The following is a 26,645-nucleotide window of genomic DNA, read 5'->3' on the forward strand; positions in this document are numbered from 1 at the left end:
CCTGCCGAAGCGCCGGTTTGATTTTCCCGATCTCCGCCGATAGCTGTCGAAATGGGATGGAGGAAATTCACAATGAGACGGGAGGAGAACAACTTGGCTCGCAAGATTTTGATCGCGGGAAACTGGAAGATGAATGGCTTGTCGGGCCAGCTCGAAGAAGTCCGCAAGATTTCCGAAGGCTGCAGCGCCACCGTGGGGGAGGTCGATATTCTGGTGTGTCCGCCGGCAACGCTCCTGCGAACCGTTCGAGACGCAGCCCATTCCGATCTCCTGGTTGGCGCGCAAAATTGTCATGCCAAGGAAAAGGGTGCTCATACTGGCGACATCTCGGCCGAGATGCTGCGCGACGCCGGTGCGTCGCATGTGATCGTCGGCCATTCGGAACGCCGTGCCGATCATAGCGAATGCTGCGCGACCGTTCGAAGCAAGTTGGAGGCCGCGCACCGCGCGGGGCTGGTCGCCATTGTCTGTATTGGCGAAACGCTGGAGGAACGCGAAGCGGGGGAAGCGCTACGCGTCCTTGAGCGCCAGCTCGAAAACTCGCTTCATGACGACGTCACCGCCGGGAACACGATCATTGCCTACGAGCCGATCTGGGCGATCGGGACCGGCAAGACCGCATCGGCCGGAGATGTCGCAGAGGTCCACTCGCATCTGCGCCGTCGCTTGGTGGAGCGGTTCGGCCAAGAGATCGGAACCAGCCTGCGACTTCTCTATGGCGGCTCGGTTCAGCCCACCAACGCGGCATCGCTTCTGTCCGTCGAAGATGTGGATGGGGCGCTTGTGGGTGGCGCCAGCTTGAAAGCGCAGGATTTTCTTGCCATCTGCGAGGCGGCCCGCAACTACCGATAGGCGTTGCGGAATAAGGTTGGAATATATGGGGGCGTCCTATAGAAGGCGCCCAACTCCTGAACGATTGCGCGAAGCCCATGCAGACTGTCTTGATCGTCATCCATCTCTTGATCGTCCTCGCGCTCGTGGTGGTCGTTCTTCTTCAACGCTCCGAAGGCGGCGCGCTCGGAATGGGCGGGGGTGGCGGCGGCTTGATGACGGCACGCGGTGCCGCCAACATGCTGACGCGCACCACGGCCATTCTGGCGACACTGTTTTTCATCACATCCATGGCGCTCGCCATCATGGCTCGCTACGGAAGTGATCCGCTGGATATTCTGAACCGCGTGCCGGCCGGCCAGACGGCGCCCGGCGCTGCACCCGCGGCAAATGGCTCGCTTCTAGATCAGCTGGGCGGCCTTCCGGATCAGACCAACAACAGCAACTCGGGCGTCCCCACCGGAGGCTCGGCTGCGGGATCGACTGCACCAGCGGCAACGCCTGCAGCCGTTCCGCAGAATAGCGGTGGCGTGCCGACCGGCGCAGGCTCGGCGCCTGTCCAGCAAATTCCGGCCAATCCGGCGCCGCAGGCCCCGAATGCAAGCTCCCAGCCAACCGTTCCGTCGGTCGAGGCTCCGTCTCCGGCCGCCACAGACGGCGCGGCTTCGGGCGGCACCTCCAACGCGCCGGCTCAGTAAGCTCGCTCGCTCAATCAAATCGTTGGGGCGCTTCGGCGCCCCATTTCGTTTCAGGCCAATTTTTCGACTGGCCGAATCCTCATCGAAAGCGTATCGGGAAGGCCCATGGCGCGATATATCTTCATCACCGGCGGCGTGGTTTCCTCTTTGGGAAAGGGCATTGCTTCGGCAGCCCTCGGCGCACTTCTGCAAGCACGCGGCTATCGCGTGCGCCTTCGAAAGCTTGACCCTTATCTGAATGTCGATCCGGGCACGATGAGTCCGACGCAGCACGGCGAGGTCTTCGTGACCGACGACGGCGCGGAAACGGATCTGGACCTGGGTCACTACGAGCGCTTCACAGGTCGCTCCGCGAACCGGATGGACAATGTCACCACCGGGCGGATCTACCAGGAACTGATCGCCAAGGAGCGGCGCGGAGACTTTCTCGGCGCGACAGTGCAGGTGATCCCCCATGTCACCGATGCCATCAAGGCCTTCGTGGTCGAAGGCAACGAAGACTACGATTTCGTTCTCTGCGAGATAGGCGGAACGGCTGGCGACATCGAAGCCATGCCCTTCATGGAAGCCATCCGTCAGCTCGGCAACGATCTGCCTCGAGGCGGCGCGGTCTACGTGCATCTGACCTTGATGCCGTATATTCCGACGGCCGGCGAGTTGAAGACCAAGCCGACGCAGCATTCGGTCAAGGAGCTTCGCTCCATCGGCATCCAGCCAGACATCTTGCTCGTGCGCGCCGATCGACCCATCCCGCGCGAAGAGCGGCGCAAGATGAGCCTGTTCTGCAATGTTCGCGAAAGCGCCGTGATTCAGGCGCTCGACGTCGCGACCATTTACGATGTTCCGATCGCCTACCACCAGGAAGGCCTCGACACCGAAGTGCTTGCTGCTTTCGGTATCGACCCAGCACCGAAGCCCAAGCTCGACCGCTGGCATCAGGTTGTCGAAGGCATCGCTCATCCCGAGGGCGAGGTGACGATCGCCGTGGTCGGCAAATACACCGGCCTGAAGGATGCCTATAAGTCGCTGATCGAAGCCTTGCAGCATGGCGGCATCGCCAACAAGGTTCGCGTCAAGCTCGATTGGATCGAGTCGGAGGTTTTCGAAAAGGAAGACCCGACGCCGTATCTGGAGCGGGTCAGCGGTATTCTTGTGCCAGGTGGTTTCGGCGAACGTGGATCGGAGGGCAAGATCCTCGCCGCCAAGTTCGCCCGCGAGCACAATGTGCCATACTTCGGCATCTGCTTCGGTATGCAGATGGCGGTGATCGAAGCCGCTCGATCCCTGGCTGGGATCGAAGACGCGGCATCGACCGAGTTCGGCCCGACGAACGAACCCGTCGTCGGCATCATGACCGAATGGATGAAGGGCAACGAGCTTGAGCAGCGGGCCGTCGAGGGCGATCTCGGTGGGACCATGCGCCTGGGCGCCTACAAAGCCTGCTTCGCGCCAGATTCGCGTATTGCGCAAATCTACGGCGACACGCTTGCCGAGGAGCGTCATCGCCACCGCTATGAGGTGAACCGGACCTATCGGGCTCGGCTGGAGGAGGCCGGTCTGCGCTTTGCAGGCATGTCGCCAGATGGTCTCCTGCCGGAAACCGTCGAGCTCCCGAATCATCCGTGGTTCATCGGTGTCCAGTATCATCCCGAACTGAAATCCCGCCCGTTCGAGCCTCACCCGCTTTTCGCCTCGTTCATCGGCGCAGCGGTGGAACGCTCCCGCCTCGTTTGAGCCTGCCAGAAAGACCGATGCCGCGATGATCAGCCCCCATGCTTCCGTCAATCTTCGCGGCGTCACCTTCGCCCAGGATCGACCCTTCGCCCTGATCGCTGGCCCCTGCCAGATGGAAAGCCGCGATCACGCCCTGATGATCGCGGAGCGCATGAAGCGCATCACGGCGGATCTCGGGATCGGCTATGTCTTCAAGGCCAGCTTCGACAAAGCCAATCGAACCAGCTTGTCCGGGCGTCGTGGTATCGGGCTCACCGGCGCGCTGCCAGTGTTCGATGAGGTCCAACGGACGTTCGATATTCCAGTTCTCACTGACGTGCACACGGAAGAACAGTGCGCTGTGGCCGGGGAAGTCTGCGACGTTCTGCAAATCCCAGCTTTCCTCTGCCGCCAGACGGACCTTCTGATCGCCGCAGCCCGCACGGGTCGCATTGTAAATATCAAGAAAGGTCAGTTTCTGGCGCCGTGGGACATGCGCAATGTTGCTGCCAAGGTTCTCGAGAGCGGCAACCCAAATATTCTTTTGACCGAGCGCGGCGCGTCCTTCGGCTACAACACGCTGGTGTCCGATTTCCGTGCCCTGCCGATCATGGCCGAGATCGGTGCGCCCGTGGTGTTCGACGCGACGCATTCGGTGCAGCAGCCGGGCGGGCAGGGCGGCTCATCGGGAGGCGAGCGCCGCTTCGTGGAAACCCTTGCCAAAGCCGCCGTTGCGGTGGGCGTGTCCGGCCTTTTCATCGAAACCCACGAAGACCCGGATTCCGCGCCGTCGGATGGCCCGAACATGGTTCGTCTCGATGATATGCCGGAACTGCTGCGCCGCCTGAAGGCGCTCGACGCAGCGGCCAAAGCCTTTTGAACTGTCTCTGGCGTCCCAGGGCCAATCCAGCCTACAAGGCGCCGACCCCAGCCCCAGTCGAATGAGGGAACGAGCATGACGGCGATTATCGATATCATCGCACGGGAAATTCTGGACAGCCGGGGCAACCCGACCGTCGAGGTCGATGTGGTGCTGGAAGACGGCTCCATGGGGCGCGCTGCGGTTCCCTCCGGTGCCTCCACTGGCGCGCACGAAGCCGTGGAGCTTCGCGATGGCGACGATCGTTACGGCGGCAAGGGCGTTCAGCAGGCAGTTCAAGCCGTAAACAACGATCTGCTCGAAGCTCTGGTCGGATTCGAGGCCGAAAACCAGATTCGTATCGATTCCGTCATGCGCTCACTCGATGGAACGGCCAACAAGAGCCGCCTGGGCGCTAACGCCATTCTGGGTGTTTCGCTGGCGGTCGCGAAGGCTGCCGCCGAGTCCGCTGGTCTTCCTCTGTATCGCTATGTCGGCGGCGCGAGCGCCAGCGTCCTGCCGGTGCCGATGATGAACATCATCAATGGCGGCGCCCATGCCGACAATCCAATCGACTTCCAGGAATTCATGATCATGCCGGTCGGCGCGGAAAGCTTCCGCGAAGGCTTGCGCATGGGCGCTGAAATCTTTCACACGCTGAAGAAGGCGCTGAAAGACGCGGGCCACAACACCAATGTCGGTGACGAAGGTGGCTTCGCGCCCAATCTGGCATCAGCGAAGGATGGTCTCGATTTCGTCGTCCGTTCGATCGAGAAGGCGGGCTATCGTCCCGGCGAGGACGTCTTCTTGGCGCTCGATTGCGCATCGACCGAGTTCTTCAAGGGTGGCGTCTACGATCTCGAAGGCGAGAAGCGTAAGCTCTCGGCTGACGAGATGGCGGCCTACCTCGCCGAGCTGGCGGCCGCTTACCCGATCATCTCCATCGAAGACGGCATGGCCGAGGACGATTGGGCCGGATGGAAAAGCCTGACCGATCGCGTCGGAAACAAGGTGCAGCTGGTCGGCGACGATCTGTTCGTCACCAATTCGACTCGTCTGCGTGAGGGCATCGAGAAGGGCGTCGCCAACTCCATTCTCGTGAAGGTCAATCAGATCGGCACGCTCAGCGAAACCCTGGATGCCGTCAATGTGGCGCATCGTGCCGGTTATACGGCCGTGATGTCGCACCGCTCCGGGGAAACCGAAGACTCGACCATCGCCGATCTCGCAGTTGCGACGAACTGCGGTCAAATCAAGACCGGCTCGCTCGCTCGCTCCGATCGGCTCGCCAAGTACAACCAGCTCCTGCGCATCGAGGAAGAACTGGGCGATCAGGCAATCTATGCCGGCCGCAGCATTCTGCGTACGCGCGGCTGAGTTTCGCGCATATCGCTTAATCGACAGAAGGGCCCGCCTCCGATGGCGGGCCTTTTTCATATCAAACGTTCAAAGCACGCCGATACGTAATGGAAAGGCTTTGTCAGCCTTAACACCGCCTTAAGCTCATACCGGCTATCCTCCGAAGAGGAGAAGCTCATGCGCACGAAGCAAAAACGCAAGTCCTGGTTCACACCGCTCATCGTCCCGGCAATCACACTGCCGTGCCTCGCCTATTTCGCGATGCAGTCTCAGACCGGTCGCTATGGATTGGAGGCGGGGCAGGAAATGCAGGGAGAATTGGCGGCAAAGACGAAGACCTATGACGATCTCGTCCACTCGCGCAAAGCCCTGGAACAGCGCGTAAAACTTCTGAGTGACGGAACGTTAGAACGCGATATGATCGACGAGCGGGCACGCCGTTCGTTGAACATGTCCAACGAAGACGAGATTACGATTCTCGAACGCTGGAAGAGTTAACCCTCTTCGCGTTAATATCTGCTGCATTGCAGCATTTAATCTTATTCGAGTTAAGTTGGTTCGGTCTCTTGCTCCGATAGCGCGCATCGCTATACTGCGCGCGATCGGTCCGCTCTTGCGGGCGTCGAGGACGAGGAATCACGAATGGCAACCGGTAAGCAGAAGGCCGCCTCAGTCGACGTGGCCGAAATGGACGCACAGTCCTCTGCCGAAATCGTCAAGACGCTCGAAAGTTTCGAGCCTCCGGCCCCCTTGGACTTTTCGCGCGAAGACGACCTTCGCGCCTATCGGGACATGCTCCTGATCCGTCGCTTCGAAGAAAAGGCCGGCCAGCTCTACGGCATGGGTCTCATCGGCGGCTTCTGTCACCTTTACATCGGCCAGGAGGCCGTGGTCATCGGCATGCAGATGTCGATGAAAGAGGGTGATCAGGTCATCACCGGTTACCGCGATCATGGCCATATGTTGGCCACGGGCATGGAATCGCGCGGCGTCATGGCCGAGCTTACGGGTCGCCGTTCCGGCTACTCGAAGGGCAAGGGCGGCTCCATGCACATGTTCTCGAAGGAGAAGCATTTCTACGGCGGCCATGGCATCGTCGGCGCGCAGGTGTCTCTGGGAACAGGTCTCGCCTTCGCCAACCGCTATCGCGGCAACGACTCCGTCTCCATCACCTATTTCGGCGATGGCGCTGCCAATCAGGGGCAGGTCTACGAGAGCTTCAACATGGCCTCGCTGTGGAAGCTGCCGGTGATCTACATCATCGAGAACAATCGTTATGCGATGGGCACGTCGGTCAATCGCGCGTCGGCCGAAACGAACTTCGCTCATCGCGGCATTTCGTTCAAGATTCCGGGCATCCAGGTGGATGGCATGGACGTGCGCGCGGTCAAGGCCGCAGCGGATCTCGCCATGGAGCATTGCCGTTCGGGCAAGGGTCCGATCATTCTCGAAATGCTGACCTATCGCTATCGCGGCCATTCGATGTCGGACCCCGCGAAGTATCGCACGCGCGATGAAGTTCAGAAGATGCGCGCCGAGCGCGATCCGATCGAGCAGGTTCGCCAGCGTCTTCTGGAAGCGCACAATGCGAGCGAAGATGAGCTGAAGGCGATCGATAAGGACGTTCGCGACATCGTGGCGGACGCGGCGGATTTCGCACAGAACGATCCCGAGCCCGATGTGTCGGAACTCTGGACCGATATTTACGCCGACGAAATTCCGCAGGCCGCGAAGTAAGAGGGCGCCATGCCGACCGAAATCCTGATGCCCGCCCTTTCGCCGACCATGGAAGAGGGCACTCTCTCGAAGTGGGTCAAGCAGGAGGGCGATAGCGTCTCTCCGGGCGACGTGATCGCCGAGATCGAAACCGACAAGGCCACGATGGAAGTCGAGGCTGTGGACGAGGGGACAATCGGTAAGATCCTCGTCGCCGCCGGCACGGAAGGCGTGAAGGTGAATGCGCCGATCGCGATCCTGCTGGGTGAAGGCGAAAGCGCCGCCGATATCGGCAAGGCTTCGGCCCCGGCCGCTGCCAGCGCTCCGCAGGAAGCCAAGCCCGAGGCGACCGACGCCGAAAAGTCGAAGCCGGCTGCCGTTCCGGCCCAGAGCCTGTCGCATCCCACGGCCGAAGACGCCGATGGCGACTTCGCAGAAGAAATTCCGGCCGGAACGACCATGGAAACCAAGACGGTGCGCGAAGCGCTCCGCGAGGCCATGGCAGAAGAAATGCGCCGCGACGAGACTGTTTTCCTCCTAGGTGAGGAAGTCGCGGAATATCAAGGCGCCTACAAGATCAGCCAGGGGCTTCTCGACGAGTTCGGCGCGCGTCGCGTGGTCGACACGCCGATCACCGAACATGGCTTTGCAGGTATGGCCGTCGGCGCGGGCATGGCGGGTCTGCGTCCGATCGTCGAGTTCATGACGTTCAACTTCGCCATGCAGGCGATCGATCAGATCATCAACTCGGCGGCCAAGACACTTTACATGGCCGGCGGTCAGATGGGCTGCCCGATCGTGTTCCGTGGGCCGAATGGCGCGGCGGCGCGCGTCGCCGCGCAGCACAGCCAGGACTACGCCGCCTGGTACAGCCATATTCCGGGCCTCAAGGTCGTGCAGCCCTATTCAGCGGCGGACGCGAAGGGTCTTCTGAAGTCTGCCATCCGCGATCCCAATCCCGTCATCTTCCTCGAGAACGAGATTCTCTACGGCCATTCCTTCGAAGTGCCGCAGGTCGAGGATTGGACTGTCCCGATCGGCAAGGCTCGCATCCACCGCAAGGGCAAAGACGTCACGATCGTCTCCTTCGGTATTGGCATGACCTATGCGGTCGCGGCGGCCGAGCAGTTGGCGAAGGAAGGGATCGACGCTGAGGTCATCGACCTTCGCACCATTCGTCCGATGGATGTCGATGCGATCGTCCGCTCGGTGAAGAAGACGAACCGTTGCGTTACCGTCGAAGAAGGCTGGCCGCAGAGCTCGATCGGCTCCGAGATCGCCTCGCAGCTGATGGTCCGCGCCTTCGACTATCTCGACGCGCCGGTGCTCAAGGTCTGCGGCAAGGATGTTCCGATGCCTTACGCCGCCAATCTGGAAAAGCTCGCGCTTCCCTCGGCAAAGGACGTCGTCGAGGCGGTCAAGGCCGTCTGCTACCGCTGACATCAAGCTGAGCTTCCTCCATTTCGAGGAAGCCTTTCGAAAAAAGAGGAGACAACGTGCGCGCTGTCTCCTGCCGCGCGGCGCGGGTCGTGCAAGGCTTGAGATCGCTCGCCGCCCGCACAGCGTAAGACGAATTCGAAGCCCCACCATGAGGGCGATTGAGGAGATCCGGGCAGATGCCGATCAACGTGACGATGCCGGCGCTCTCGCCGACCATGGAAGAAGGCAATCTCGCCAAGTGGCTGATCAAGGAAGGCGATAAGGTCTCGTCCGGAGACGTCATCGCCGAAATCGAGACCGATAAGGCCACGATGGAAGTCGAGGCCGTGGACGAAGGCACGGTGGCCAAGATCCTCGTTCCCGCCGGCACGGAAGGCGTCAAGGTCAACGCGATCATTGCCATTCTGACAGCGGAAGGCGAGGACGCGTCGGCAGCCGAGACCGGCAACGGTGCTGCCGCCTCCGCCTCCAAGCCGGCAGCATCGTCGCCAGCGGCCGACAATGCCGCGGTCGGTTCGGAAGCGTCCGCGAAGGATGCCTCCCAGCGCGGCTATGAGCGCGCACCAGAAACCGCAACATCGAGCGAAGGCGGTCAGGCCGGTTCGGCATCGGCCTCGAAGGGAACACGTGTGTTCGCTTCGCCTTTGGCCCGCCGTATCGCAAAGGAGCAGGGCGTCGATCTCGGAGCCGTCTCCGGTTCGGGCCCGCATGGCCGCATCATCAAACTCGACGTCGAACGCGCGGCGCAAAGCCCCAAGCCCGCCGCCGAGAACAAGCCTCAGGCGCAGGCCAGTGCTTCCGTCGCTGCGCCGGCCCCGGCTGCGAAAGCCTCCAACGACGACGCCACGCTCAAGCTCTTCGCAGAAGGCTCTTACGAGAAGATTCCGCATGACGGAATGCGTAAGACCATCGCCAAGCGTCTCGTGGAATCCAAGCAGACGGTGCCGCATTTCTACCTATCGGTGGATTGCGAACTCGACGCGCTGCTCGCGCTGCGCAAGCAGCTGAATACGGCAGCCCCGACCATCAAGGGTGAGGCGGGCGAGCGCCCGGCCTATAAGCTCTCGGTCAACGACATGGTCATCAAGGCCATGGCCTGCGCGCTGAAGGCGGTGCCGGACGCCAACGTGTCCTGGACCGATAGCGCGATGCTAAAGCACAAGCACGCCGATGTCGGTGTGGCCGTGTCCATCGATGGCGGTCTGATCACGCCGATCATTCGTCGCGCCGAGGAAAAGACCTTGTCCGCCATCTCCAACGAGATGAAGGATCTCGCTAAGCGCGCTCGCAGCCGCAAGCTCAAGCCGGAAGAGTATCAGGGCGGCACGACCGCCGTGTCGAACCTCGGTATGTTCGGCATCAAAGAATTCTCCGCCGTCATCAACCCGCCTCATGCCACGATCCTCGCGGTCGGTGCGGGCGAGGAGCGGGCCGTGGTCAAGAACGGGGCGATCTCGGTCGCCAACGTGATGACGGTGACGCTCTCGACGGATCATCGGGCTGTGGACGGTGCGCTCGGAGCCGAATTGATTTCGGCGTTCAAGCAGTTCATCGAAAACCCGATGAGCATGTTGGTCTAACGACTTAGCTTCGGGAGGGAGACGCGCAGGCATGAAGACGATTCTATGCTACGGCGACTCCCTCACATGGGGCTATGATGCCGAGGGCCCCGGCCGCCATGCCTATGGTGATCGCTGGCCATCCGTCATCGCCCACCAATTGGGCGATGACGTCAGGATCATTCCCGAAGGGCTGAACGGCCGAACCACAGCGTATGACGACCATCTAGCGGCTGCGGATCGCAACGGCGCGCGAATTTTACCGACCATGCTCGCTTCCCATGAGCCGATCGACGTCGTGATTCTAGCGCTCGGCACTAATGATCTAAAGCGCCACACCGGCGGCGGAACGGCTTTTCAGGCTGCTGCCGGTATCCAGCGCCTCATCGCTGTGGTTCGTGAGTTCCGATCGACGATGGGCTTCGCTATCCCCGATGTGTTGATCGTCTCCCCACCAGCCTTGGTGCCAACGCAGGACCCGGACTTTCATCAGATGTTCGGCGGCGCGATCGAAGAGTCGAGGCAGCTCAAATCCGCCTATGCTCGCGTTGCGCAGCAGGAGCAATGCGCTCATCTGGCAGCCTCAGATCATTGCCTGGCCGCCCCCTTGGATGGCGTTCATCTCGACGCAGAAAACACCCGCACACTAGGCTTTGCCTTGGCATCAGCCTTGAAGTCCCGTTTCTAGAAATTGTCTCGCGCCACTTCGGGCGCGTCGTCCTTGTCTCAGAAGGAGCCGTCACGATGGCCGAGAGCTACGACATCCTCATTATCGGTGGTGGTCCGGGCGGCTACGTCGCAGCCATTCGTGCCGCGCAACTCGGCTTCAAGACGGCCGTTGTCGAGCGCGAGCATATGGGGGGAATCTGCCTGAACTGGGGTTGTATCCCGACCAAAGCGCTCCTACGCTCGGCCGAAATCTTCCACTATGCCGAGCATGGCTCGAACTACGGCCTGAAGATCGAAAAGCCGACCTTCGAAATGGATGCCGTGGTGAAGCGTTCGCGGGGCGTGTCCGCCCAATTGAACGGCGGCGTCGCGATGCTCATGAAGAAGAACAAGATCGATATCATCTGGGGTCAGGCCAAGATCTGCAAGGCCGGGAAGGGTGGTCCGGTCGAAGTCGAGGTCGGCGAGCCGACCAAACCGGCTGTCCAGCCGCAGAACCCGGTTCCGAAGGGCGTGCTCGGCCATGGGACGTACAAGGCCAAACATGTGATCATCGCGACCGGCGCGCGGCCCCGCGTGCTTCCGGGCATCGAGCCGGATGGCGACCGCATCTGGACCTATTTCGAGGCGATGAAGCCGGCTTCCATGCCGAAATCGCTGATCGTGATGGGATCGGGTGCGATCGGGATCGAGTTCGCGTCGTTCTACCGGACCATGGGAGCGGACGTGACGGTGGTCGAACTGCTTCCGCAGATCCTGCCCGTTGAAGACGCGGAGATCGCAGCGGTCGCGCGCAAGCAGTTCGAGAAGCAGGGTCTGAAGATTCTGTCAGATGCCAAGGTCGCGAAGGTCGCCAAGACCGGCGACGGCGTGGAAGTGACGGTCGAGCAGGGCGGCAAGAGCCAGGTGCTGAAGGCCGAGCGGCTGATTTCGGCCGTTGGTGTTCAGGGGAATACCGAAGGTCTGAACCTCGAAGCGATCGGCGTTGCCGTGGAGCGCGGCATCATCAAGATCGACGCGGTCGGCCGAACCAATATCGAAGGTGTTTACGCAATCGGCGACGTCGCGGGTGCGCCGATGCTGGCGCACAAGGCTGAGCATGAAGGCACGATCTGCGTCGAAGCGATTAAGGGGCTTCATGTCCATCCGATGAAGCGTGAGCAAATCCCCGGCTGCACCTACTGCCAGCCACAGGTCGCATCGGTGGGACTGACAGAAGCCAAAGCCAAGGAAAACGGCCGCGAGGTGAAAGTCGGTCGATTCCGGTTCATCGCCAATGGCAAGGCTATTGCTCTGGGCGAGCCGGAAGGCATGGTCAAAACCGTTTTCGATGCCAAGACTGGCGAGCTTCTCGGCGCGCACATGGTGGGCGCGGAAGTGACGGAACTGATCCAGGGCTTCGTGGTCGCCATGGGTCTGGAGACCACCGAAGAAGACCTGATGCATACGGTGTTCCCGCATCCTACGCTCTCGGAAATGATGCATGAGAGCGTTCTCGACGCTTATGGACGCGTCATCCACATGTGATCCGTCGCTCCGACGCCGTTTTGAAACTCCATCCCGCCTTGACCAGCCACAATTTCGCCCATCTACACTTTGGGCGAGCCAGATGGCCGCAGGCTTGGAAGGAGTTTCTGTATGAACGGCGTTGGAATCATCATGTCGATCATCCTCGGCGGTTTGGCGGGGTGGATCGCGGAAAAGATCATGAAGGCCAATGTCGGCCTTCTGACCAACATCATTCTGGGTATCGTGGGTGCCCTGTTCCTCAACTTCATCCTCGGCCTGCTCGGCGTCTACACCAATCCGAACTGGCTCACGCAGCTCATCGTCGCCATCGTCGGCGCCTGCATCCTGATCTTCCTCTGGCGCGCGATCCGCGGCCGAGCCTAAGGTCTCGTTGCGTCCGAAGGTGGCCTGTCTTAGATAAGGCTCATGGTCACCATTCTCGACACGCGCACAGTGGCTGAGGCGGCGCCTCGGCCACGACACCCCGAAAAGGCCCACCGTCCCGATACGGAGGTGCTGCCGAAGCCCGATTGGATTCGCGTCAAGGCGCCCGTTTCCCCCGGCTATTTCGAGACGCGCGAACTCGTCAAATCCAACAGACTCGTCACCGTCTGCGAGGAAGCGGGGTGCCCCAATATCGGTGGATGTTGGGAGAAGAAGCACGCCACCTTCATGATCATGGGCGGAATTTGCACGCGAGCGTGTTCCTTCTGCAACGTCGCTACCGGACTTCCGCACGCTCTCGACCCGGAGGAGCCGGCAAGTGTCGGACGCGCCGTGGCGAAAATGGGGCTCTCCCATGTTGTGATCACGTCGGTGGATCGCGACGATCTTCCCGATGGCGGCGCCGAGCATTTCGTGCAGACCATTCGCGCAATCCGCGCGGCGGCACCGGGCACGACAATCGAAATCCTGACTCCCGATTTTTTAAGAAAGCCGGGAGCGCTGGAGCGCGTGGTCGAGGCGAAGCCCGATGTCTTCAACCACAACCTCGAAACGGTGCCGCGCAATTATCTGACCGTACGTCCGGGCGCGCGTTATTTCCATTCGATCCGCCTGCTGCAGCGCGTCAAGGAGCTCGATCCGACGATCTTCACAAAATCGGGCATCATGGTTGGGTTGGGCGAAGAGCGGAACGAAATTCTTCAGCTGATGGATGATCTTCGGACGGCGGACGTCGATTTCATGACGATTGGCCAATATCTCCAGCCGACACGCAAGCACCATCCCGTGATCCGCTATGTCACGCCGGAGGAGTTCACCTCGTTCGAGACCGTTGGGAAAACGAAAGGCTTCCTTCTGGTGGCGTCCAGCCCTCTGACGCGGTCCTCTCACCATGCGGGTGAGGATTTCGAAAGGCTGAAGGCGGCGCGCTTGGCCAAGCAGGCCGCAGCTTAAATTTCATGCCTAAGTTCGAAAACAGCCAGATCGTCCGGCATACGCCTCGCCAGATGTTCGACCTCGTGTCGGATGTCGAGCGCTATCCCGAGTTTCTGCCGCTCTGCCAACGCCTTGTCGTGCGCTCCAGAAAAGAGCGTGATGAGAAGATGTTGCTGATCGCGGATATGACGGTTGCGTACAAGATGGTTCGCGAGACGTTTACGTCGCAGGTTCTGCTGAAGCCGGCGGAGCGTGAAATCGACGTGAAATATGTCGATGGGCCATTTCGGTATCTCGAAAACCGCTGGATGTTTCGAGACCATCCTGATGGCTGCGAGGTCGTCTTCTTCATCGATTACGAGTTCAAGAGCCGCACGCTCGGACTCCTGATGGGTTCCATGTTCGATTTCGCCTTTCGGCGGTTTTCGTCGGCCTTCAAAGAACGCGCGGACGAGATTTACAAGTCGAACACTGCCGCGAGTGATCAACCCGCTTGATCGCGCTCGGTGCGGGAAAGTGCCTCGAGAAGAAGGTCGAGCGCGATGATGACAGCGCCGTCGCGCACTCGGTCACGTCCTAGATCACCGAACTGCTCGACGTGATGACGGGTTCGAGCGCGCGTCGAGACCGCGAAATGCACAAGCCCAACGGGTTTGTTCGGAGAGCCACCGCCTGGCCCCGCAATCCCTGTGATGGCGACGGCCAGATCAGCGCTTGAGGCAGACAGCGCGCCTTCGGCCATCGTCCGAGCCACCACCTCCGACACCGCGCCATAGCGTTCGAGATCCAGCGCCGATACGCCAAGAAGCTTTTGCTTCGCGAGATTGGAATAGGTGACGAACCCCCAGCCGAAAGCTTCAGACGATCCCGGGATCGACGTGAGAGCCGACGCCACGAGGCCGCCGGTGCATGACTCGGCTGCAGTCACAGTCCATGACCGGGCTCTGGCCAGTTCGATGACGGCAACGGCGCGGTGGCGAACGGCGTCGTCGATCATGACCGTTCCTCTGCCTCGCCGTAAACGACGCTGGCTGTCGCGATCGCCGCGATGCCTTCGCGCCGGCCGATGAAGCCCAGCATCTCGTTCGTCGTTGCCTTGATCGAAACGCGCTCATTATCCAATCCGGTGACCTCCGAAATGCAGGCGACCATGGCGGCGCGATGCGGACCGACCTTTGGGGCTTCCGCGATCAAGGTGATATCGACGTTGCAGACACGGCCGCCCTTGGCGCGGACGATCTCGACCGCGCGCTGGAGGAACAGCGTCGAAGCAACGCCTTTCCATTGGGGATCGCTCGGCGGGAAATGGGTGCCGATGTCGCCCGCTCCGCAGGTCGCAAGCAGCGCATCCGTCAAGGCATGCAAACCGACATCCGCATCGGAATGTCCCAGAAGCGACTGATCGTGCGGAATACGGACGCCGCAGAGGATGACGTGATCGCCTTCGACGAGTTGATGCACGTCGTAGCCATTGCCGGTGCGGACATCGATCATGCCGGAAGTTCCTTTAAGCTTGTTGTCGGCCGCGACGATGTCTCCCGCCAGGGTCAGTTTCACATTTCCGATCTCGCCGGGCACCAGCGCCACGGGATGGCCCAGCCATTCGAACAGCGAGGCATCGTCGGTGAAGGAAAGAGCCGTCTGCTGAACCGCCGCCTCATGCGCGCCCAGGATCAGGCCGAAGGGAAAGCCCTGCGGCGTCTGCGCGGCGAAAAGCTCGCGCCGATCGACCGTGTTGGCAATCAGGCCGCGATCGCCCATCCGCTTGATCGTATCAGTGACCGGAACCGAGGGGATCGCCCCGCCTCGTTCCGTGACGGCATCCAGAACGGAGGCGATCACGCGCTCGGATACGAAAGGGCGCACCCCATCATGTATCAGAGCGACGTGCGGCGCTGCCTCGCGTAGAGCTTCCAAGCCCTTCAACACGGAGGCTTGGCGTGTGACGCTGCCTTCTACGAGACGGACCCGATCCCCGTAAGACGCAAGGCAATCCCGAGCCCGATCCACATCGTCCGGGTGGATCAGAACCACGATGTGCTGGAACATCGGGAATCGTAGGAAGGCTTCCACGGTCCATTGCAGGACCGGCCGGCCGCCGATCCGCCGATATTGCTTGGGGCCCTCGGCCGACTGTCCGGCTCGCTCACCCCTGCCAGCGGCCACGATCACCACGGCCGTCTTGCTCTGATCCATCAAAGACCCCCTACCTCGTAAGGGGATTATCGCAAGAAGGACAAGTTGCAAGGGGGGTGCGCTCCGCGCATACGTGCAGCGCAACATTATATGTGCATGTCAACGTAGGTGTGCTTGTCTTTTAAGCATGCCCGGATATGGTACAGAAACAATGATGGAAAACGCGCCAAACGTTGCGGCTGCCGCTTATGACAGCGATACCGCTCATTCTCACCTCCTCGCGCGCCTTTCCGGCGGGGCGGATGCGTTCACGCGTGTCGTTCTAGCGCCTTTGTCCGGCATCACGGACATGCCGTTCCGCCGTCTCGTTCGATCGTTCGGGTTGAAGCTGGCCTTCTCCGAAATGATCGCGAGCGGGGAACTGATCAAAGGGCACGAAGATAGCCGTCTGCGCATGGCCCCGGATGGTGAAGGGTGCCATGCCATCCAACTGGCGGGGCGTGAGGCCAATGCCATGCGTCTGGCTGCACAACTTGCAGCCGCAGAGGGTGCCGAACTGATCGACATCAATATGGGATGTCCGGCCAAAAAGGTGGTCGGCGGTGCGTCAGGCTCGGCCCTGATGCGCGATCTCGACCATGCTCTTCGCCTGATCGAGGCGACGTTGGAAGGGGCAGGGCGGGTGCCGGTCAGTCTGAAGATGCGTCTGGGATGGGATCGGCAATCTCTGAACGCGCCGGAACTCGCCATGCGCGCTCAAATGGCGGGTGTTGCGTGGGTAACGGTTCATGGGCGGACGCGGGATCAGTTCTACGAGGGCCGAGCCGACTGGTCCGCTATTGCCGAGGTGAAAGAGGCTGTGACGATTCCCGTCATCGCTAATGGCGATCTCGTCAGCCGTAGGGATCATCCCATCATGCTGGCGCAGAGCGGAGCGGATGCCGTCATGATCGGACGCGGTGTCTGCGGACGCCCGTGGTTCCCCGCCTATCTAGCTGGTTGTGCGCCGGCCGACTTGGCGAGCCATGGCTTGGCTGATCTTATCTGCAGCCACTACGAAGCGATGCTTTCGCATTACGGCTCGGCGGCGGGGCTACGCCATGCCCGAAAGCATCTGGGCTGGTATCTGGATCGCATCGGAACCTTCGATACGCAAAAGGCCCTACTACTGCGCGAGACCGAACCCTCTCGTGTGCTGAGCGGACTGCAACATTTATTGGCCGGCCTCACGATCGGCGATGCCGATCCTGATCTTCGTACCCTGCGGAAAGCGGCGTGACCATGACCACCAACGCGAGTGCGTCGTTCTCCTCCAACGAGATGGGCATTCTGAACGCCCTGCCGCATCCTGTGTTCGTGCTGGGACCGACGAATGAATTCGTCTTCGTCAATTCAGACGCCGAACAGTTCTTCTCGGCCAGTTCGGCGAGTCTGGCCAAGCGCGATCTCGGACACTTCATCCCGCACGACAGCCCGATTTTCGGATTGATCGATCAGGTCCGCGAGCACGATTCCCGCATCAGCGAATACCGTGTGGACGTTTCCTCGCCTCGCCTGGGCGGCGAGCGGCTGGTGGATGTCTATGTTTCGAGCCTTGGCGAGAAGCCAGGGCATGTCGTGGTGATGATCCAACTGCGATCGATCGCCGACAAGATGGACAGACAACTGACACATCGCTCGGCCGCGCGGACCGTGACGGGGCTTGCGGCCATGCTGGCGCACGAGATTCGCAATCCCTTGTCAGGCATCAAGGGAGCAGCGCAGCTTCTCGAATCCTCCGCCAATGATGACGATCGCGTTCTGACGCGTCTGATCCAAGAAGAAAGCGACCGGATCGTCAAACTTGTGGATCGGATGGAGGTCTTCTCGGATCAAAGGCCGATCGAGCGGTCGGCGGTCAACATCCATTCGGTGTTGGAACACGTCAAAACGCTGGCCAAAAGCGGGTTCGCACGCGGCATTCGCATCCAAGAGACCTACGATCCGTCGCTGCCTCCGGTTTACGCCAATCGCGACCAGCTGATTCAGGTTTTCATCAACCTACTGAAAAATGCCAGCGAAGCGGTGGCGGGCCGAGAAGGGGGCGAGATCAAGCTGTCCACCGCGTTCCGGCCAGGCGTGCGTCTCTCGGTGCCGGGCACGAAGTCGCGGGTGACCCTGCCGCTGGAATTCATCGTGGAAGACAATGGCGTCGGCGTGCCCGACGATATTCGCGAGCATATTTTCGATCCGTTCGTGACGACCAAACCAAGCGGAACGGGCCTCGGGCTCGCACTGGTGGCCAAGATCGTCGGCGATCATGGCGGCGTTATCGAATGCGAATCCCATACGGGGCATACGAGCTTTCGAATTTTGATGCCTGCCTGGATCGACTCGAACATCACTGACAGCTCATCAAACCGGACCACGGGAAGACGGACGCGATAATGGCCACCTCGCAAATTCTCGTTGCGGATGACGATGCCGCAATCCGAACCGTGATCTCTCAAGCCTTGATGCGTGCCGGGTTCGAGGTCCGCGTCACCTCGAACATCGCGACCCTCTGGCGCTGGGTCAGCGCCGGCGACGGCGATCTCGTGATCACCGACGTTCTCATGCCGGACGGTAGCGTCTTCGATGCTCTTCCGAAGATGAAGAACACGCGGCCGGACCTGCCAGTCATCGTCATGAGTGCGCAGAACACGTTCATGACCGCCATCAAGGCCTCGGAGAAGGGGGCCTACGATTACATTCCCAAACCCTTCGATCTGACGGAACTGATCTCGATCGTTCGACGTGCCTTGGCTGAGCCGAAGAACCCGGCCCGAATGGCGAACCCGGACGACAATGGCGAAACCATCCCGCTCGTCGGCCGCTCGCCCGCCATGCAGGAAATCTACCGTGCGCTCGCTCGCATGATGCAGACGGATCTGACTGTGACGATCACGGGCGAATCCGGCACCGGCAAGGAGCTGGTGGCGCGCGCGCTTCACGACTACGGACGCCGCCGGAAAGGCCCGTTTGTCGCCATCAACATGGCGGCCATCCCGCGCGACCTCATCGAGTCCGAGCTCTTCGGCCACGAGAAGGGCGCGTTCACCGGCGCCCAGACCCGCACCAGCGGCCGCTTCGAGCAGGCGGAAGGCGGCACGCTGTTTCTGGACGAAATTGGCGACATGCCGATGGAGGCGCAGACGCGGCTTCTGCGCGTCCTCCAACAGGGCGAATATACCGTGGTGGGCGGGCGCACGCCGATCGCGACCGATGTTCGGATCGTCGCCGCTACCAACAAGGATTTGAGGCAGCTCATCCAACGCGGCCTGTTTCGCGAAGATCTGTTCTATCGCCTCAATGTGGTTCCGCTTCGCCTACCGCCGCTGCGCGAGCGGATCGAGGATCTCAGCGATCTGGCCAACCATTTCTTTGCCATGGTGCAGAAGGAAGGGCTGGCTCGAAAGACGCTGACCTCCGGCGCGCTCGATGTGATGCGGCGCTATTCCTGGCCGGGCAATGTGCGCGAGCTGGAAAACCTCGTCCGCCGTCTTTGCGCGCTTTATCCGCAGGACGAAATCACGGCCGAACTGATCGAGCATGAGCTTTCGAACGATCACGCCAAGTCGCTCGGCGGCGACGCGGATGCCAGCAAACCCATCGACCTGTCGGCGTCGGTCGAAAAATACTTGGCCGACTATTTCTCATCCTATGGCAACGATCTCCCGCCGCCAGGGCTTCACGGGCGGATCTTGCGGGAGGTCGAGTATCCCTTGATTGCGGCCGCGCTCGCTGCGACAAGGGGCAATCAGGTCAAGGCGGCGGACCTCCTCGGCGTCAATCGAAACACGCTGCGGAAGAAGATCCGCGACCTCGACATCTCGATCGTTCGATCCATTCGTTAAAATTCCATCGAAATTTCGTTGCATTTCGGCCACAATATGTTGCAACTCCGTCACTTCCGTTTAAGGTGGTGGCATGATGGCGGCATATCCGATCCCCAATGACGTGGAGTTGCCGGCGCTGGGCGAGCGTCGGCGCTTCATGCTGATCCCCGGCATCCTGGCCGTAGCCGGCGCGCTGATCACCGGCGCGATCTCGTTCGTTGTCCTGATGGGGCTGACATCGATCGCGCCGACGGACACGGTGGTCCGTATCGCCTCGCTCGTGAACGGCCTCTTCGTGCTGCTTCTGTGCGGGTTGATCGGGCGGGAGGTCCTGCGCATGACGCGGGCCCGGCGCACAGGAAAAGCCGCCTCGCGCCTCCATGTGCGCATCGTCATCCTGTTTTCGATCGTCGCGGCGATCCCTGCGCTGCTCGTTGCGATCGTCGCGGGCATTACGTTGGATCTCGGTCTCGACCGCTGGTTCGAGATTCGAACCCGCACCATCGTTGAGTCCTCCACCAGCGTGGCGCGAGCCTATGTCAACGAGAACGCCCGCAATCTGCAGGGCTCGACGCTCTCGATGGCCTATGATCTCGGCGCTCAGCGACAACTCTTCGATCTCGATCGCAGGGGATTTGCCGATCTCATGACCGAGCAGGCACGAGGGCGCTCGCTTCTCGGCGCTCAGCTTCTCCATGCCGACGGAACGCCGTTCCTGAGAGCCGACATTCCCGTCGAGCGGCCGCTGCCGGTGCCACCGACCGACGCGCTGGAACAGGCGGCGCAAGGCAGCCTCGTTTTCATTCCTCCTGGCGTCACGAACCTCGTTGGCGCGGTGACGCGGCTGCGCGGCTTCGGGGACGTCTTCCTTTATACGGTTCGCGTGGTGGACCCGGACGTGATCGCCGCTCTGCGTCTCATGGAAGAGCGCACCGCCGAATATTCCGGCCTGGAGAAAAATCGCTTCAACCTGCAGATCGCCTTCGCGCTGCTGTATCTCGGCATCACGCTGATCGTCTTGTTATCGGCCATTTGGACCGGCATCGGCGTCGCGGATCGCCTCGTGCGCCCGATCCGATTGTTGATCGGCGCGGCGGACGAGGTCAGCGAAGGCAATCTCGAGGTTTCGGTGCCGGTTCGAACCTCGGACGGCGATGTCGGCTCGCTGTCGAACACGTTCAACAATATGATCCGCCAGCTTCGAAGCCAGCGGAGCGAACTGCTCAGCGCCAAGGATGTGATCGACGAGCGCCGTCGGTTCACGGAAGCCGTTCTGTCCGGCGTCACGGCCGGCGTTCTGGGGGTGGACGCGGATGGATCGATCAGCATGTTGAACCCGTCCGCCGAGCGCATCCTCGCTACGTCTTCGGCCGAGGCGGTCGGGACGTCTCTGGCGGCTCGCTTTCCGATGATCCATGCGGTCTACGAAGCGGCCAAGCATTCGCGCCATCGCGAGCACCAAGAGCAGGTGACGCTTCGCGCCAAGGATCGCGAGCGTGTCCTGACCATCCGCGTTACGTCGGAGGAGAGCGGCGAGGGAAGTCAGCGCAGCGTCGTGACCCTGGATGACATCACCGATCTCGTGGATGCTCAGCGCTCGTCGGCTTGGGCCGATGTGGCGCGCCGGATCGCGCACGAGATCAAGAACCCGCTGACGCCGATTCAGCTCTCGGCCGAGCGCATTCGACGGCGCTACGGAAAGACGATCGAAGGCGATCGCGAAGTGTTCGATCGTTGCATCGACACGATCATCCGTCAGGTGTCCGATATCGGGCGCATGGTGGATGAATTCTCGACCTTCGCTCGGATGCCCAAGCCCAAGCTGGAGGACAAGGATCTGCGCGAGGCGTTGCGCGAAGCCGTGTTCATGCGTGAAATGGGCGAGCACGGGATCGTCTTCGAGAACCGTTTTGGCGATCAGCCGCTCCTAGGTTCCTTCGATGTGCGCCTTCTCTCGCAGGCCTTCGGCAATCTCGTGAAGAATGCGGTCGAAGCCATGGAGACTCTGGAGAACCATCGAGGCCGGATCGAAATTCGCGCAACGCCGGGCGGCGAGATGCATGTGATCGAGATCGAGGACAACGGGAAAGGTTTCCCGCAAGAGAATCGAGAACGGCTTTTGGAGCCCTATATGACGACGCGAGAAAAGGGCACCGGCCTCGGCCTCGCGATCGTTCGAAAGATCATCGAGGAGCACGGCGGTACGATCGAGCTGGATGACCTGCCGGACGACCGGCAGGGCGCCTTGGTTCGCATCCGCCTTCCGGCTTCCTCCCATACACCAAACAATGGCCAGGACACGCGATCTGGCCTCCCATCCAATCAGACGAATGGTGAACACTGATGGCATCGGACATCCTGGTCGTTGATGACGAAGCCGATATCCGCGAACTCGTCGCCGGTATTCTGGAAGACGAAGGGCACGAGACGCGCACGGCTAGCAATTCCGACATGGCGCTCCAAGCCATCGCCGACCGTGCCCCGCGTCTCATCTTCCTCGATATCTGGCTTCAGGGCAGCCGGCTCGACGGGCTCGACATGCTGGATGCGATCAAAGCTCAGCATCCCGAGATTCCGGTCGTGATGATTTCGGGCCATGGCAATATTGAAACCGCCGTGTCCGCTATTCGTCGGGGCGCCTACGACTATATCGAAAAGCCGTTCAAAGCAGACCGTCTGGTTCTCGTGGCTGAACGGGCGCTCGAAACGTCGAAGCTGAAGCGGGAAATTCTGGAGCTGCGGCGTCGCTCGTCCGACTCGGCGGAACTGATCGGCAAGTCGCAACCCATGAACCAGTTGCGTCAGACCATCGACCGCGTCGCCCCGACCAACAGCCGCGTCATGATTCTGGGGTCCTCCGGTTCCGGCAAGGAGATGGTGGCGCGCGCCATTCACGCTGCCAGCAGCCGGGCCAAAGGTCCCTTCGTGGTTCTGAACGCGGCGGCGATCACGCCCGAGCGGATGGAAATCGAGCTGTTCGGCACGGACACACCGCCGGGTGTCGAGCGCAAGATCGGGGCGCTGGAGGAGGCGCATAACGGCGTTCTCTACCTGGACGAGATCGGCGATATGCCGCGCGAGACGCAGAACAAGATTCTGCGGGTTCTGACCGACCAGACATTCGAGCGCGTCGGCGGCACCAAGAAGGTGAAGGTCGATGTGCGCATTATCTCATCGACCGCCCAGAACCTCGAGTCGTTGATCGCCGAAGGTTCGTTCCGCGAAGACCTGTTTCATCGTCTCGCCGTCGTGCCGATCATGGTACCGCCGCTGGCGGAGCGGCGCGCCGACATTCCGATGCTGATCGAAGCCTTCATGAAGCAGATCGGTGAGCAGACCGGCATCAAGCCGAAGGCTCTGAGCCCGGAGGCGCTGGCCGTGCTCCAGTCGAGCGACTGGCCCGGCAATATCCGCCAGCTGCGCAACAATATCGAACGGCTGATGATCCTGTCGCGCCAGGACGACTCGGATCATATCTCCGCCGATATGCTGCCGCGCGAGGTCAGCGACATGCTGCCGCGAACCCCCAGTCAGTCGGATGGACGCATCCTCGCGCTTCCTCTGCGCGACGCCCGCGAAGTCTTCGAGAAGGAATATCTCGTCGCCCAGATCAATCGCTTCGGGGGCAATATCTCACGCACGGCGGAGTTCGTGGGCATGGAACGCTCGGCTCTCCATCGCAAGCTGAAGTCCCTCGGGATCTGAACCAAGGGTCATCCACACCGTGCGGATCGTTATTTGCGGGGCAGGGCAGGTCGGATACGGCATAGCCGAGCGCTTGGCCGCCGAGCAGAACGACGTGTCGGTCATCGACACGTCGCCCACCCTGGTGAACGCTTTGCGTGAGCGGATCGACGCGCGCGGCATTGTCGGGCACGGCGCTTACCCGGACGTCTTGGCCGAAGCCGGGGCGGCGGAAGCCGATATGCTGATCGCCGTGACGCTGCATGACGAAGTGAACATGATCGCCTGCCAGGTGGCGCATTCGATCTTCAACGTGCCGCTCAAGATCGCCCGTATCCGATCCCAGTCTTACCTCCAGCCGCATTGGCAGACGCTGTTTGCGACCGACCAGCTGCCGATCGACGTCGTCATCTCACCGGAGATCGAAGTCGCCGAGATGGTGATGCGCCGCATCGCCCTTCCCGGCGCGCTCGATTCCGTGCGCTTTGCCAGCGGCACGGTCGCGCTCCTCGCGATCGAATGCCGGGAGGAGTGCCCAATCCTCAACATGCCGCTCGGCCAGCTTTCGGCGCTCTTTCCCGATCTCGGCGCCACCGTGGTCGGCATCTTTCGCGACGGCGATCTCTTCATTCCGAACTCGGCCGACCAGCTCTATGCCAATGATCTCGCTTATGTCGTGGTCGAACAGGCGAATGTGGCAAGAACCCTCGTGTTGTTCGGGCATGAAGAGCCGGAGGCCGGCCGTATCGTCATCGCGGGAGGGGGCAATGTCGGGCTTGCGCTCACGCGCGCCATGGAACGCCAGAAGACGTCCAAACGGCTGCGGGTGATCGAAGCCGACGCCATGCGCGCGCATCGACTGGCCGACGAACTCAAACGCGTCACGGTCCTCCACGGAAGCGCTCTCGATCCGGCCATCCTGCAGGAAGCCGACATTTCCGATGCGGACCTGATGGTGGCCCTCACCAACGACGATCAGGTGAATATCTTGGCGAGCGCGCTCGCCAAGCGTCTCGGTGCCAAGTCCAACCTCGTTCTTCTAAACGGGCGCACCTATCACGAATTGTCCCGCAGCTTCGGCGTGGATGCCGTCATCGACCCGAAATCGGTCACCATTTCCCGCGTTCTCCAGCATGTGCGTCGCGGGCGTATTCGTGCCGTTCATTCCGTCCAGAATGGCGTGGCGGAGGTGATCGAAGTGGAAGCGCTCGATACCTCACCTCTGGTCGGGCGACCGCTCTACGAACTGCAACTTCCCGATGGACTGCGTATCGGCGCGGTGTCGCGCAACGGGATTTTCATCAGACCGAACGCCCAAACGAGAATTCAGGCGAAGGACCATGTCGTCATCTTCGTCAAATCCACCGCCGTTCGACAGGTGGAGCAGTTTTTCCGAGTCAGCCTCGAGTTTTTTTAGTGGGCTATCTCGTTTCACAGCTGCTTTCCCGACGCGGAGTCCTGTCATGTGCTTGAAACGAATCAGGTGAATGTTCGACAGTGACTGACCGCGTAGCAGCAATCGCGTTCGTCAAACGATAACAAGCACGTTCCGGTGCGCCAAAGCATCGGACAAGCCAAGAAGAGCGATCAACCTCATGGCAGAACGTCTCCCGAACTTGCAGGACCTTTTCCTCAATACGGTTCGCAAACAAAAGATTTCTCTCACCATCTTCCTCGTGAACGGCGTCAAGCTCACGGGTGTCGTGACCTCGTTCGATAATTTCTGCGTCCTTCTCCGGCGGGATGGGCACTCGCAACTTGTCTATAAGCACGCCATATCTACGATCATGCCATCGCAGCCAGTGAACATGAACGATGGCAACGAAGACGGCGGGAAGATCTGATTGACTGAATTCGACAAAGCGGCGGGCGCCAAGGCGCCGATCGAACACAAGCAGGTGGCAACCAGGGCAGGGGTGTTCGTACCCGTGCTCAAGGAGCGGGGCAGGCCTGAGGAAGGCGCCGACATCATCCGCCGGTCGGACGAGGATCGTCTGATCGAAGCGGAAGGTTTGGCGGCAGCCATCGATCTGGAGATCGTCGCGCGCGGGATCATTCCCGTCGCGAAGGCTCAGCCGGCGACCTTGATCGGTTCAGGCAAGGTCGAGGAGTTGAAGGGGCTCGTCGCTGCCGAAGAGATCGGTCTGGTGATCGTCGATCATCCGTTGACCCCGGTTCAGCAGCGCAATCTCGAGAAGGAACTAAATGCCAAGGTTCTTGACCGCACGGGCCTAATCCTTGAAATTTTCGGCCGGCGCGCGCGCACGAAGGAAGGGCGGCTTCAGGTCGAACTCGCCCATCTGAACTACCAGCGTGGGCGGCTCGTTCGAAGCTGGACGCACTTGGAGCGTCAGCGCGGCGGCGCAGGCTTTCTTGGTGGTCCGGGCGAAACCCAGATCGAGGCCGATCGTCGGCAGCTTCAGGACAAGATCAAGAAGCTCGAGAAGGAATTGGAGCAGGTTCGTAAAACGCGGACCCTGCACCGTGCCAAGCGCAAGAAGACACCGCATCCGGTCATCGCACTTGTGGGCTACACGAATGCGGGCAAATCGACCTTGTTCAATAAGGTCACGGGTGCAGACGTTCTAGCCAAGGACTTGCTCTTCGCCACATTGGACCCGACGCTTCGTCGCATCACGCTTCCGCATGGAACGGAAGTCATCATGTCCGACACGGTGGGTTTCATTTCCGACCTGCCGACGCATCTCGTGGCAGCCTTTCGAGCGACCTTGGAAGAGGTGATCGAAGCGGACATCATCCTCCATATTCGCGACATGTCGGACCCCGACAGTTTGGCCCAGTCAGGTGACGTCAAGAAGATCCTGAAGGATCTCGATGTTGATACCGACGACCCCGATCATGTGATCGAAGTCTGGAACAAGATCGACCGGCTGGACGAGTCGGGTCGCGTTCACCTGACGCAGACAGCAACGTCGCATTCACAAGGCCCGTCGATCCATATGGTGTCGGCGCTGTCGGGCGAGGGCGTGGAGCAGCTCCTGTCGGAGATCGAGCATCGTATCGCCGGCAAGGCCGAAGTGCTGGAACTCGACGTTCCCTCGGACAGCATGAATGTGCTGCCCTGGGTCTACGAAAACTCCATCGTTCGCGAGCGCGAGGATTTGGAGGACGGCGGCGTTCATCTCGTTCTTGACCTGACGCGGCAAGCCCGTTCCGACCTTCATCGATTGGGATCGCGCTATCCCAACATTCGGATCGACTGAAGCTATCGCGC

The 26,645-nt window shown here is 61.0% G+C and carries 24 protein-coding genes; 22 read left to right on the forward strand and 2 right to left on the reverse strand.

Annotated features, from left to right (window positions below; translation table 11 throughout):
* Window positions 1-72 precede the first annotated feature (72 nt).
* The 14 genes from tpiA (at window position 73) to AUL36_RS10295 (ending at window position 14,230) form a co-directional block, all read left to right on the forward strand.
* The gene (tpiA, locus tag AUL36_RS10230; RefSeq protein WP_062220236.1) at window positions 73-852 is read left to right on the forward strand and encodes a triose-phosphate isomerase; all 780 of its coding nucleotides are present in this window, start codon (window positions 73-75) and stop codon (window positions 850-852) included.
* Window positions 853-929: 77 nt separating this feature from the next.
* Window positions 930-1,529 carry a preprotein translocase subunit SecG gene (gene secG, locus AUL36_RS10235; RefSeq protein ID WP_062220238.1) on the forward strand — a complete coding sequence of 200 codons (600 nt, stop codon included), beginning with the start codon at window positions 930-932 and terminating at the stop codon, window positions 1,527-1,529.
* Window positions 1,530-1,634: 105 nt separating this feature from the next.
* A complete protein-coding gene (locus AUL36_RS10240; RefSeq protein ID WP_058598362.1) occupies window positions 1,635-3,263 on the forward strand; it encodes a CTP synthase in 1,629 nt (542 codons plus the stop codon).
* Between the two features lie 25 nt (window positions 3,264-3,288).
* Window positions 3,289-4,122, forward strand: a complete 834-nt coding sequence (kdsA, locus tag AUL36_RS10245) for a 3-deoxy-8-phosphooctulonate synthase (RefSeq protein ID WP_058635286.1) — start codon at window positions 3,289-3,291, stop codon at window positions 4,120-4,122.
* 75 nt (window positions 4,123-4,197) lie between these two features.
* Entirely contained in the window at window positions 4,198-5,478 is a 1,281-nt protein-coding gene (eno, locus tag AUL36_RS10250; RefSeq protein WP_062220240.1) for a phosphopyruvate hydratase, read from the forward strand.
* A gap of 159 nt (window positions 5,479-5,637) precedes the next feature.
* Window positions 5,638-5,958, forward strand: coding sequence for an FtsB family cell division protein (locus tag AUL36_RS10255; RefSeq protein WP_062220242.1), 321 nt, complete (start codon window positions 5,638-5,640; stop codon window positions 5,956-5,958).
* 189 nt (window positions 5,959-6,147) lie between these two features.
* Complete coding sequence (pdhA, locus tag AUL36_RS10260) at window positions 6,148-7,197, forward strand: pyruvate dehydrogenase (acetyl-transferring) E1 component subunit alpha (protein WP_306302761.1); 1,050 nt, start codon at window positions 6,148-6,150, stop codon at window positions 7,195-7,197.
* 9 nt (window positions 7,198-7,206) lie between these two features.
* Window positions 7,207-8,616, forward strand: coding sequence for a pyruvate dehydrogenase complex E1 component subunit beta (locus AUL36_RS10265; RefSeq protein ID WP_062220244.1), 1,410 nt, complete (start codon window positions 7,207-7,209; stop codon window positions 8,614-8,616).
* Between the two features lie 176 nt (window positions 8,617-8,792).
* Window positions 8,793-10,196: a pyruvate dehydrogenase complex dihydrolipoamide acetyltransferase gene (locus tag AUL36_RS10270; RefSeq protein WP_062220246.1), complete on the forward strand. Its 1,404-nt coding sequence runs from the start codon at window positions 8,793-8,795 to the stop codon at window positions 10,194-10,196.
* A gap of 31 nt (window positions 10,197-10,227) precedes the next feature.
* Complete coding sequence (locus AUL36_RS10275) at window positions 10,228-10,863, forward strand: SGNH/GDSL hydrolase family protein (RefSeq protein WP_062220248.1); 636 nt, start codon at window positions 10,228-10,230, stop codon at window positions 10,861-10,863.
* 56 nt (window positions 10,864-10,919) lie between these two features.
* Window positions 10,920-12,371: a dihydrolipoyl dehydrogenase gene (gene lpdA, locus AUL36_RS10280; RefSeq protein ID WP_062220250.1), complete on the forward strand. Its 1,452-nt coding sequence runs from the start codon at window positions 10,920-10,922 to the stop codon at window positions 12,369-12,371.
* A gap of 111 nt (window positions 12,372-12,482) precedes the next feature.
* Window positions 12,483-12,737, forward strand: a complete 255-nt coding sequence (locus AUL36_RS10285; protein ID WP_058598354.1) for a GlsB/YeaQ/YmgE family stress response membrane protein — start codon at window positions 12,483-12,485, stop codon at window positions 12,735-12,737.
* 42 nt (window positions 12,738-12,779) lie between these two features.
* Window positions 12,780-13,751: a lipoyl synthase gene (gene lipA, locus AUL36_RS10290; RefSeq protein ID WP_058598353.1), complete on the forward strand. Its 972-nt coding sequence runs from the start codon at window positions 12,780-12,782 to the stop codon at window positions 13,749-13,751.
* A 5-nt stretch (window positions 13,752-13,756) separates the two neighbouring features.
* On the forward strand, window positions 13,757-14,230 hold the full coding sequence (locus tag AUL36_RS10295) for a type II toxin-antitoxin system RatA family toxin (RefSeq protein ID WP_058635980.1): 474 nt from the start codon (window positions 13,757-13,759) through the stop codon (window positions 14,228-14,230).
* On the opposite strand, the gene AUL36_RS10300 is transcribed toward AUL36_RS10295, so the two are convergent.
* Both AUL36_RS10300 and AUL36_RS10305 read right to left on the reverse strand, forming a co-directional pair.
* Window positions 14,218-14,730: a CinA family protein gene (locus AUL36_RS10300; RefSeq protein WP_062220252.1), complete on the reverse strand. Its 513-nt coding sequence runs from the start codon at window positions 14,728-14,730 to the stop codon at window positions 14,218-14,220. The genes AUL36_RS10295 and AUL36_RS10300 overlap by 13 nt on opposite strands.
* Entirely contained in the window at window positions 14,727-15,929 is a 1,203-nt protein-coding gene (locus tag AUL36_RS10305; protein WP_062220254.1) for a bifunctional 2-C-methyl-D-erythritol 4-phosphate cytidylyltransferase/2-C-methyl-D-erythritol 2,4-cyclodiphosphate synthase, read from the reverse strand. Before AUL36_RS10305 ends, AUL36_RS10300 begins: the two co-directional genes overlap by 4 nt.
* Window positions 15,930-16,080: 151 nt before the next feature.
* Between AUL36_RS10305 and AUL36_RS10310 the strand changes: the two genes are divergently transcribed.
* The 8 genes from AUL36_RS10310 to hflX all read left to right on the forward strand — a co-directional run bounded on the left by AUL36_RS10310 (window position 16,081) and on the right by hflX (window position 26,634).
* A complete protein-coding gene (locus AUL36_RS10310) occupies window positions 16,081-17,148 on the forward strand; it encodes a tRNA dihydrouridine synthase (protein ID WP_082655757.1) in 1,068 nt (355 codons plus the stop codon).
* Between the two features lie 2 nt (window positions 17,149-17,150).
* Window positions 17,151-18,296, forward strand: a complete 1,146-nt coding sequence (locus AUL36_RS10315) for a two-component system sensor histidine kinase NtrB (RefSeq protein WP_062220256.1) — start codon at window positions 17,151-17,153, stop codon at window positions 18,294-18,296.
* The gene (gene ntrC / locus AUL36_RS10320; RefSeq protein WP_058598348.1) at window positions 18,296-19,744 is read left to right on the forward strand and encodes a nitrogen regulation protein NR(I); all 1,449 of its coding nucleotides are present in this window, start codon (window positions 18,296-18,298) and stop codon (window positions 19,742-19,744) included. The genes AUL36_RS10315 and ntrC overlap by 1 nt, the downstream gene beginning before the upstream one ends.
* Before the next feature lie 73 nt (window positions 19,745-19,817).
* Window positions 19,818-22,070, forward strand: a complete 2,253-nt coding sequence (locus AUL36_RS10325) for a sensor histidine kinase NtrY-like (protein WP_062220258.1) — start codon at window positions 19,818-19,820, stop codon at window positions 22,068-22,070.
* Window positions 22,070-23,431: a nitrogen assimilation response regulator NtrX gene (gene ntrX / locus AUL36_RS10330; RefSeq protein ID WP_058598346.1), complete on the forward strand. Its 1,362-nt coding sequence runs from the start codon at window positions 22,070-22,072 to the stop codon at window positions 23,429-23,431. Before AUL36_RS10325 ends, ntrX begins: the two co-directional genes overlap by 1 nt.
* A 19-nt stretch (window positions 23,432-23,450) precedes the next feature.
* Window positions 23,451-24,827, forward strand: a complete 1,377-nt coding sequence (gene trkA / locus AUL36_RS10335) for a Trk system potassium transporter TrkA (RefSeq protein WP_062220260.1) — start codon at window positions 23,451-23,453, stop codon at window positions 24,825-24,827.
* A gap of 178 nt (window positions 24,828-25,005) precedes the next feature.
* Entirely contained in the window at window positions 25,006-25,254 is a 249-nt protein-coding gene (gene hfq, locus AUL36_RS10340) for an RNA chaperone Hfq (protein ID WP_058598344.1), read from the forward strand.
* Between the two features lie 54 nt (window positions 25,255-25,308).
* Window positions 25,309-26,634, forward strand: a complete 1,326-nt coding sequence (hflX, locus tag AUL36_RS10345) for a GTPase HflX (protein WP_062220418.1) — start codon at window positions 25,309-25,311, stop codon at window positions 26,632-26,634.
* Window positions 26,635-26,645 lie beyond the last annotated feature (11 nt).

The organism is Aureimonas sp. D3, from assembly GCF_001463805.1.
In the GTDB taxonomy this organism is placed as follows: Bacteria; Pseudomonadota; Alphaproteobacteria; order Rhizobiales; family Rhizobiaceae; genus Aureimonas; species Aureimonas ureilytica_A.

Excerpts from the sequence above, each read along its gene's own strand:
- AUL36_RS10300 (WP_062220252.1), bottom strand. The coding sequence starts at position 14,730 with ATGATCGACGACGCCGTTCGCCACCGCGCCGTTGCCGTCATCGAACTG.
- ntrC (WP_058598348.1), top strand. The coding sequence starts at position 18,296 with ATGGCCACCTCGCAAATTCTCGTTGCGGATGACGATGCCGCAATCCGA.
- AUL36_RS10265 (WP_062220244.1), top strand. The coding sequence starts at position 7,207 with ATGCCGACCGAAATCCTGATGCCCGCCCTTTCGCCGACCATGGAAGAG.
- pdhA (WP_306302761.1), top strand. The coding sequence starts at position 6,148 with ATGGACGCACAGTCCTCTGCCGAAATCGTCAAGACGCTCGAAAGTTTC.
- AUL36_RS10285 (WP_058598354.1), top strand. The coding sequence starts at position 12,483 with ATGAACGGCGTTGGAATCATCATGTCGATCATCCTCGGCGGTTTGGCG.
- AUL36_RS10310 (WP_082655757.1), top strand. The coding sequence starts at position 16,081 with ATGATGGAAAACGCGCCAAACGTTGCGGCTGCCGCTTATGACAGCGAT.
- tpiA (WP_062220236.1), top strand. The coding sequence starts at position 73 with ATGAGACGGGAGGAGAACAACTTGGCTCGCAAGATTTTGATCGCGGGA.
- hfq (WP_058598344.1), top strand. The coding sequence starts at position 25,006 with ATGGCAGAACGTCTCCCGAACTTGCAGGACCTTTTCCTCAATACGGTT.
- AUL36_RS10325 (WP_062220258.1), top strand. The coding sequence starts at position 19,818 with ATGATGGCGGCATATCCGATCCCCAATGACGTGGAGTTGCCGGCGCTG.
- AUL36_RS10255 (WP_062220242.1), top strand. The coding sequence starts at position 5,638 with ATGCGCACGAAGCAAAAACGCAAGTCCTGGTTCACACCGCTCATCGTC.
- secG (WP_062220238.1), top strand. The coding sequence starts at position 930 with ATGCAGACTGTCTTGATCGTCATCCATCTCTTGATCGTCCTCGCGCTC.
- ntrX (WP_058598346.1), top strand. The coding sequence starts at position 22,070 with ATGGCATCGGACATCCTGGTCGTTGATGACGAAGCCGATATCCGCGAA.
- AUL36_RS10315 (WP_062220256.1), top strand. The coding sequence starts at position 17,151 with ATGACCACCAACGCGAGTGCGTCGTTCTCCTCCAACGAGATGGGCATT.
- AUL36_RS10275 (WP_062220248.1), top strand. The coding sequence starts at position 10,228 with ATGAAGACGATTCTATGCTACGGCGACTCCCTCACATGGGGCTATGAT.
- kdsA (WP_058635286.1), top strand. The coding sequence starts at position 3,289 with ATGATCAGCCCCCATGCTTCCGTCAATCTTCGCGGCGTCACCTTCGCC.
- AUL36_RS10305 (WP_062220254.1), bottom strand. The coding sequence starts at position 15,929 with ATGGATCAGAGCAAGACGGCCGTGGTGATCGTGGCCGCTGGCAGGGGT.
- AUL36_RS10295 (WP_058635980.1), top strand. The coding sequence starts at position 13,757 with ATGCCTAAGTTCGAAAACAGCCAGATCGTCCGGCATACGCCTCGCCAG.
- AUL36_RS10270 (WP_062220246.1), top strand. The coding sequence starts at position 8,793 with ATGCCGATCAACGTGACGATGCCGGCGCTCTCGCCGACCATGGAAGAA.
- lpdA (WP_062220250.1), top strand. The coding sequence starts at position 10,920 with ATGGCCGAGAGCTACGACATCCTCATTATCGGTGGTGGTCCGGGCGGC.
- eno (WP_062220240.1), top strand. The coding sequence starts at position 4,198 with ATGACGGCGATTATCGATATCATCGCACGGGAAATTCTGGACAGCCGG.
- AUL36_RS10240 (WP_058598362.1), top strand. The coding sequence starts at position 1,635 with ATGGCGCGATATATCTTCATCACCGGCGGCGTGGTTTCCTCTTTGGGA.
- lipA (WP_058598353.1), top strand. The coding sequence starts at position 12,780 with ATGGTCACCATTCTCGACACGCGCACAGTGGCTGAGGCGGCGCCTCGG.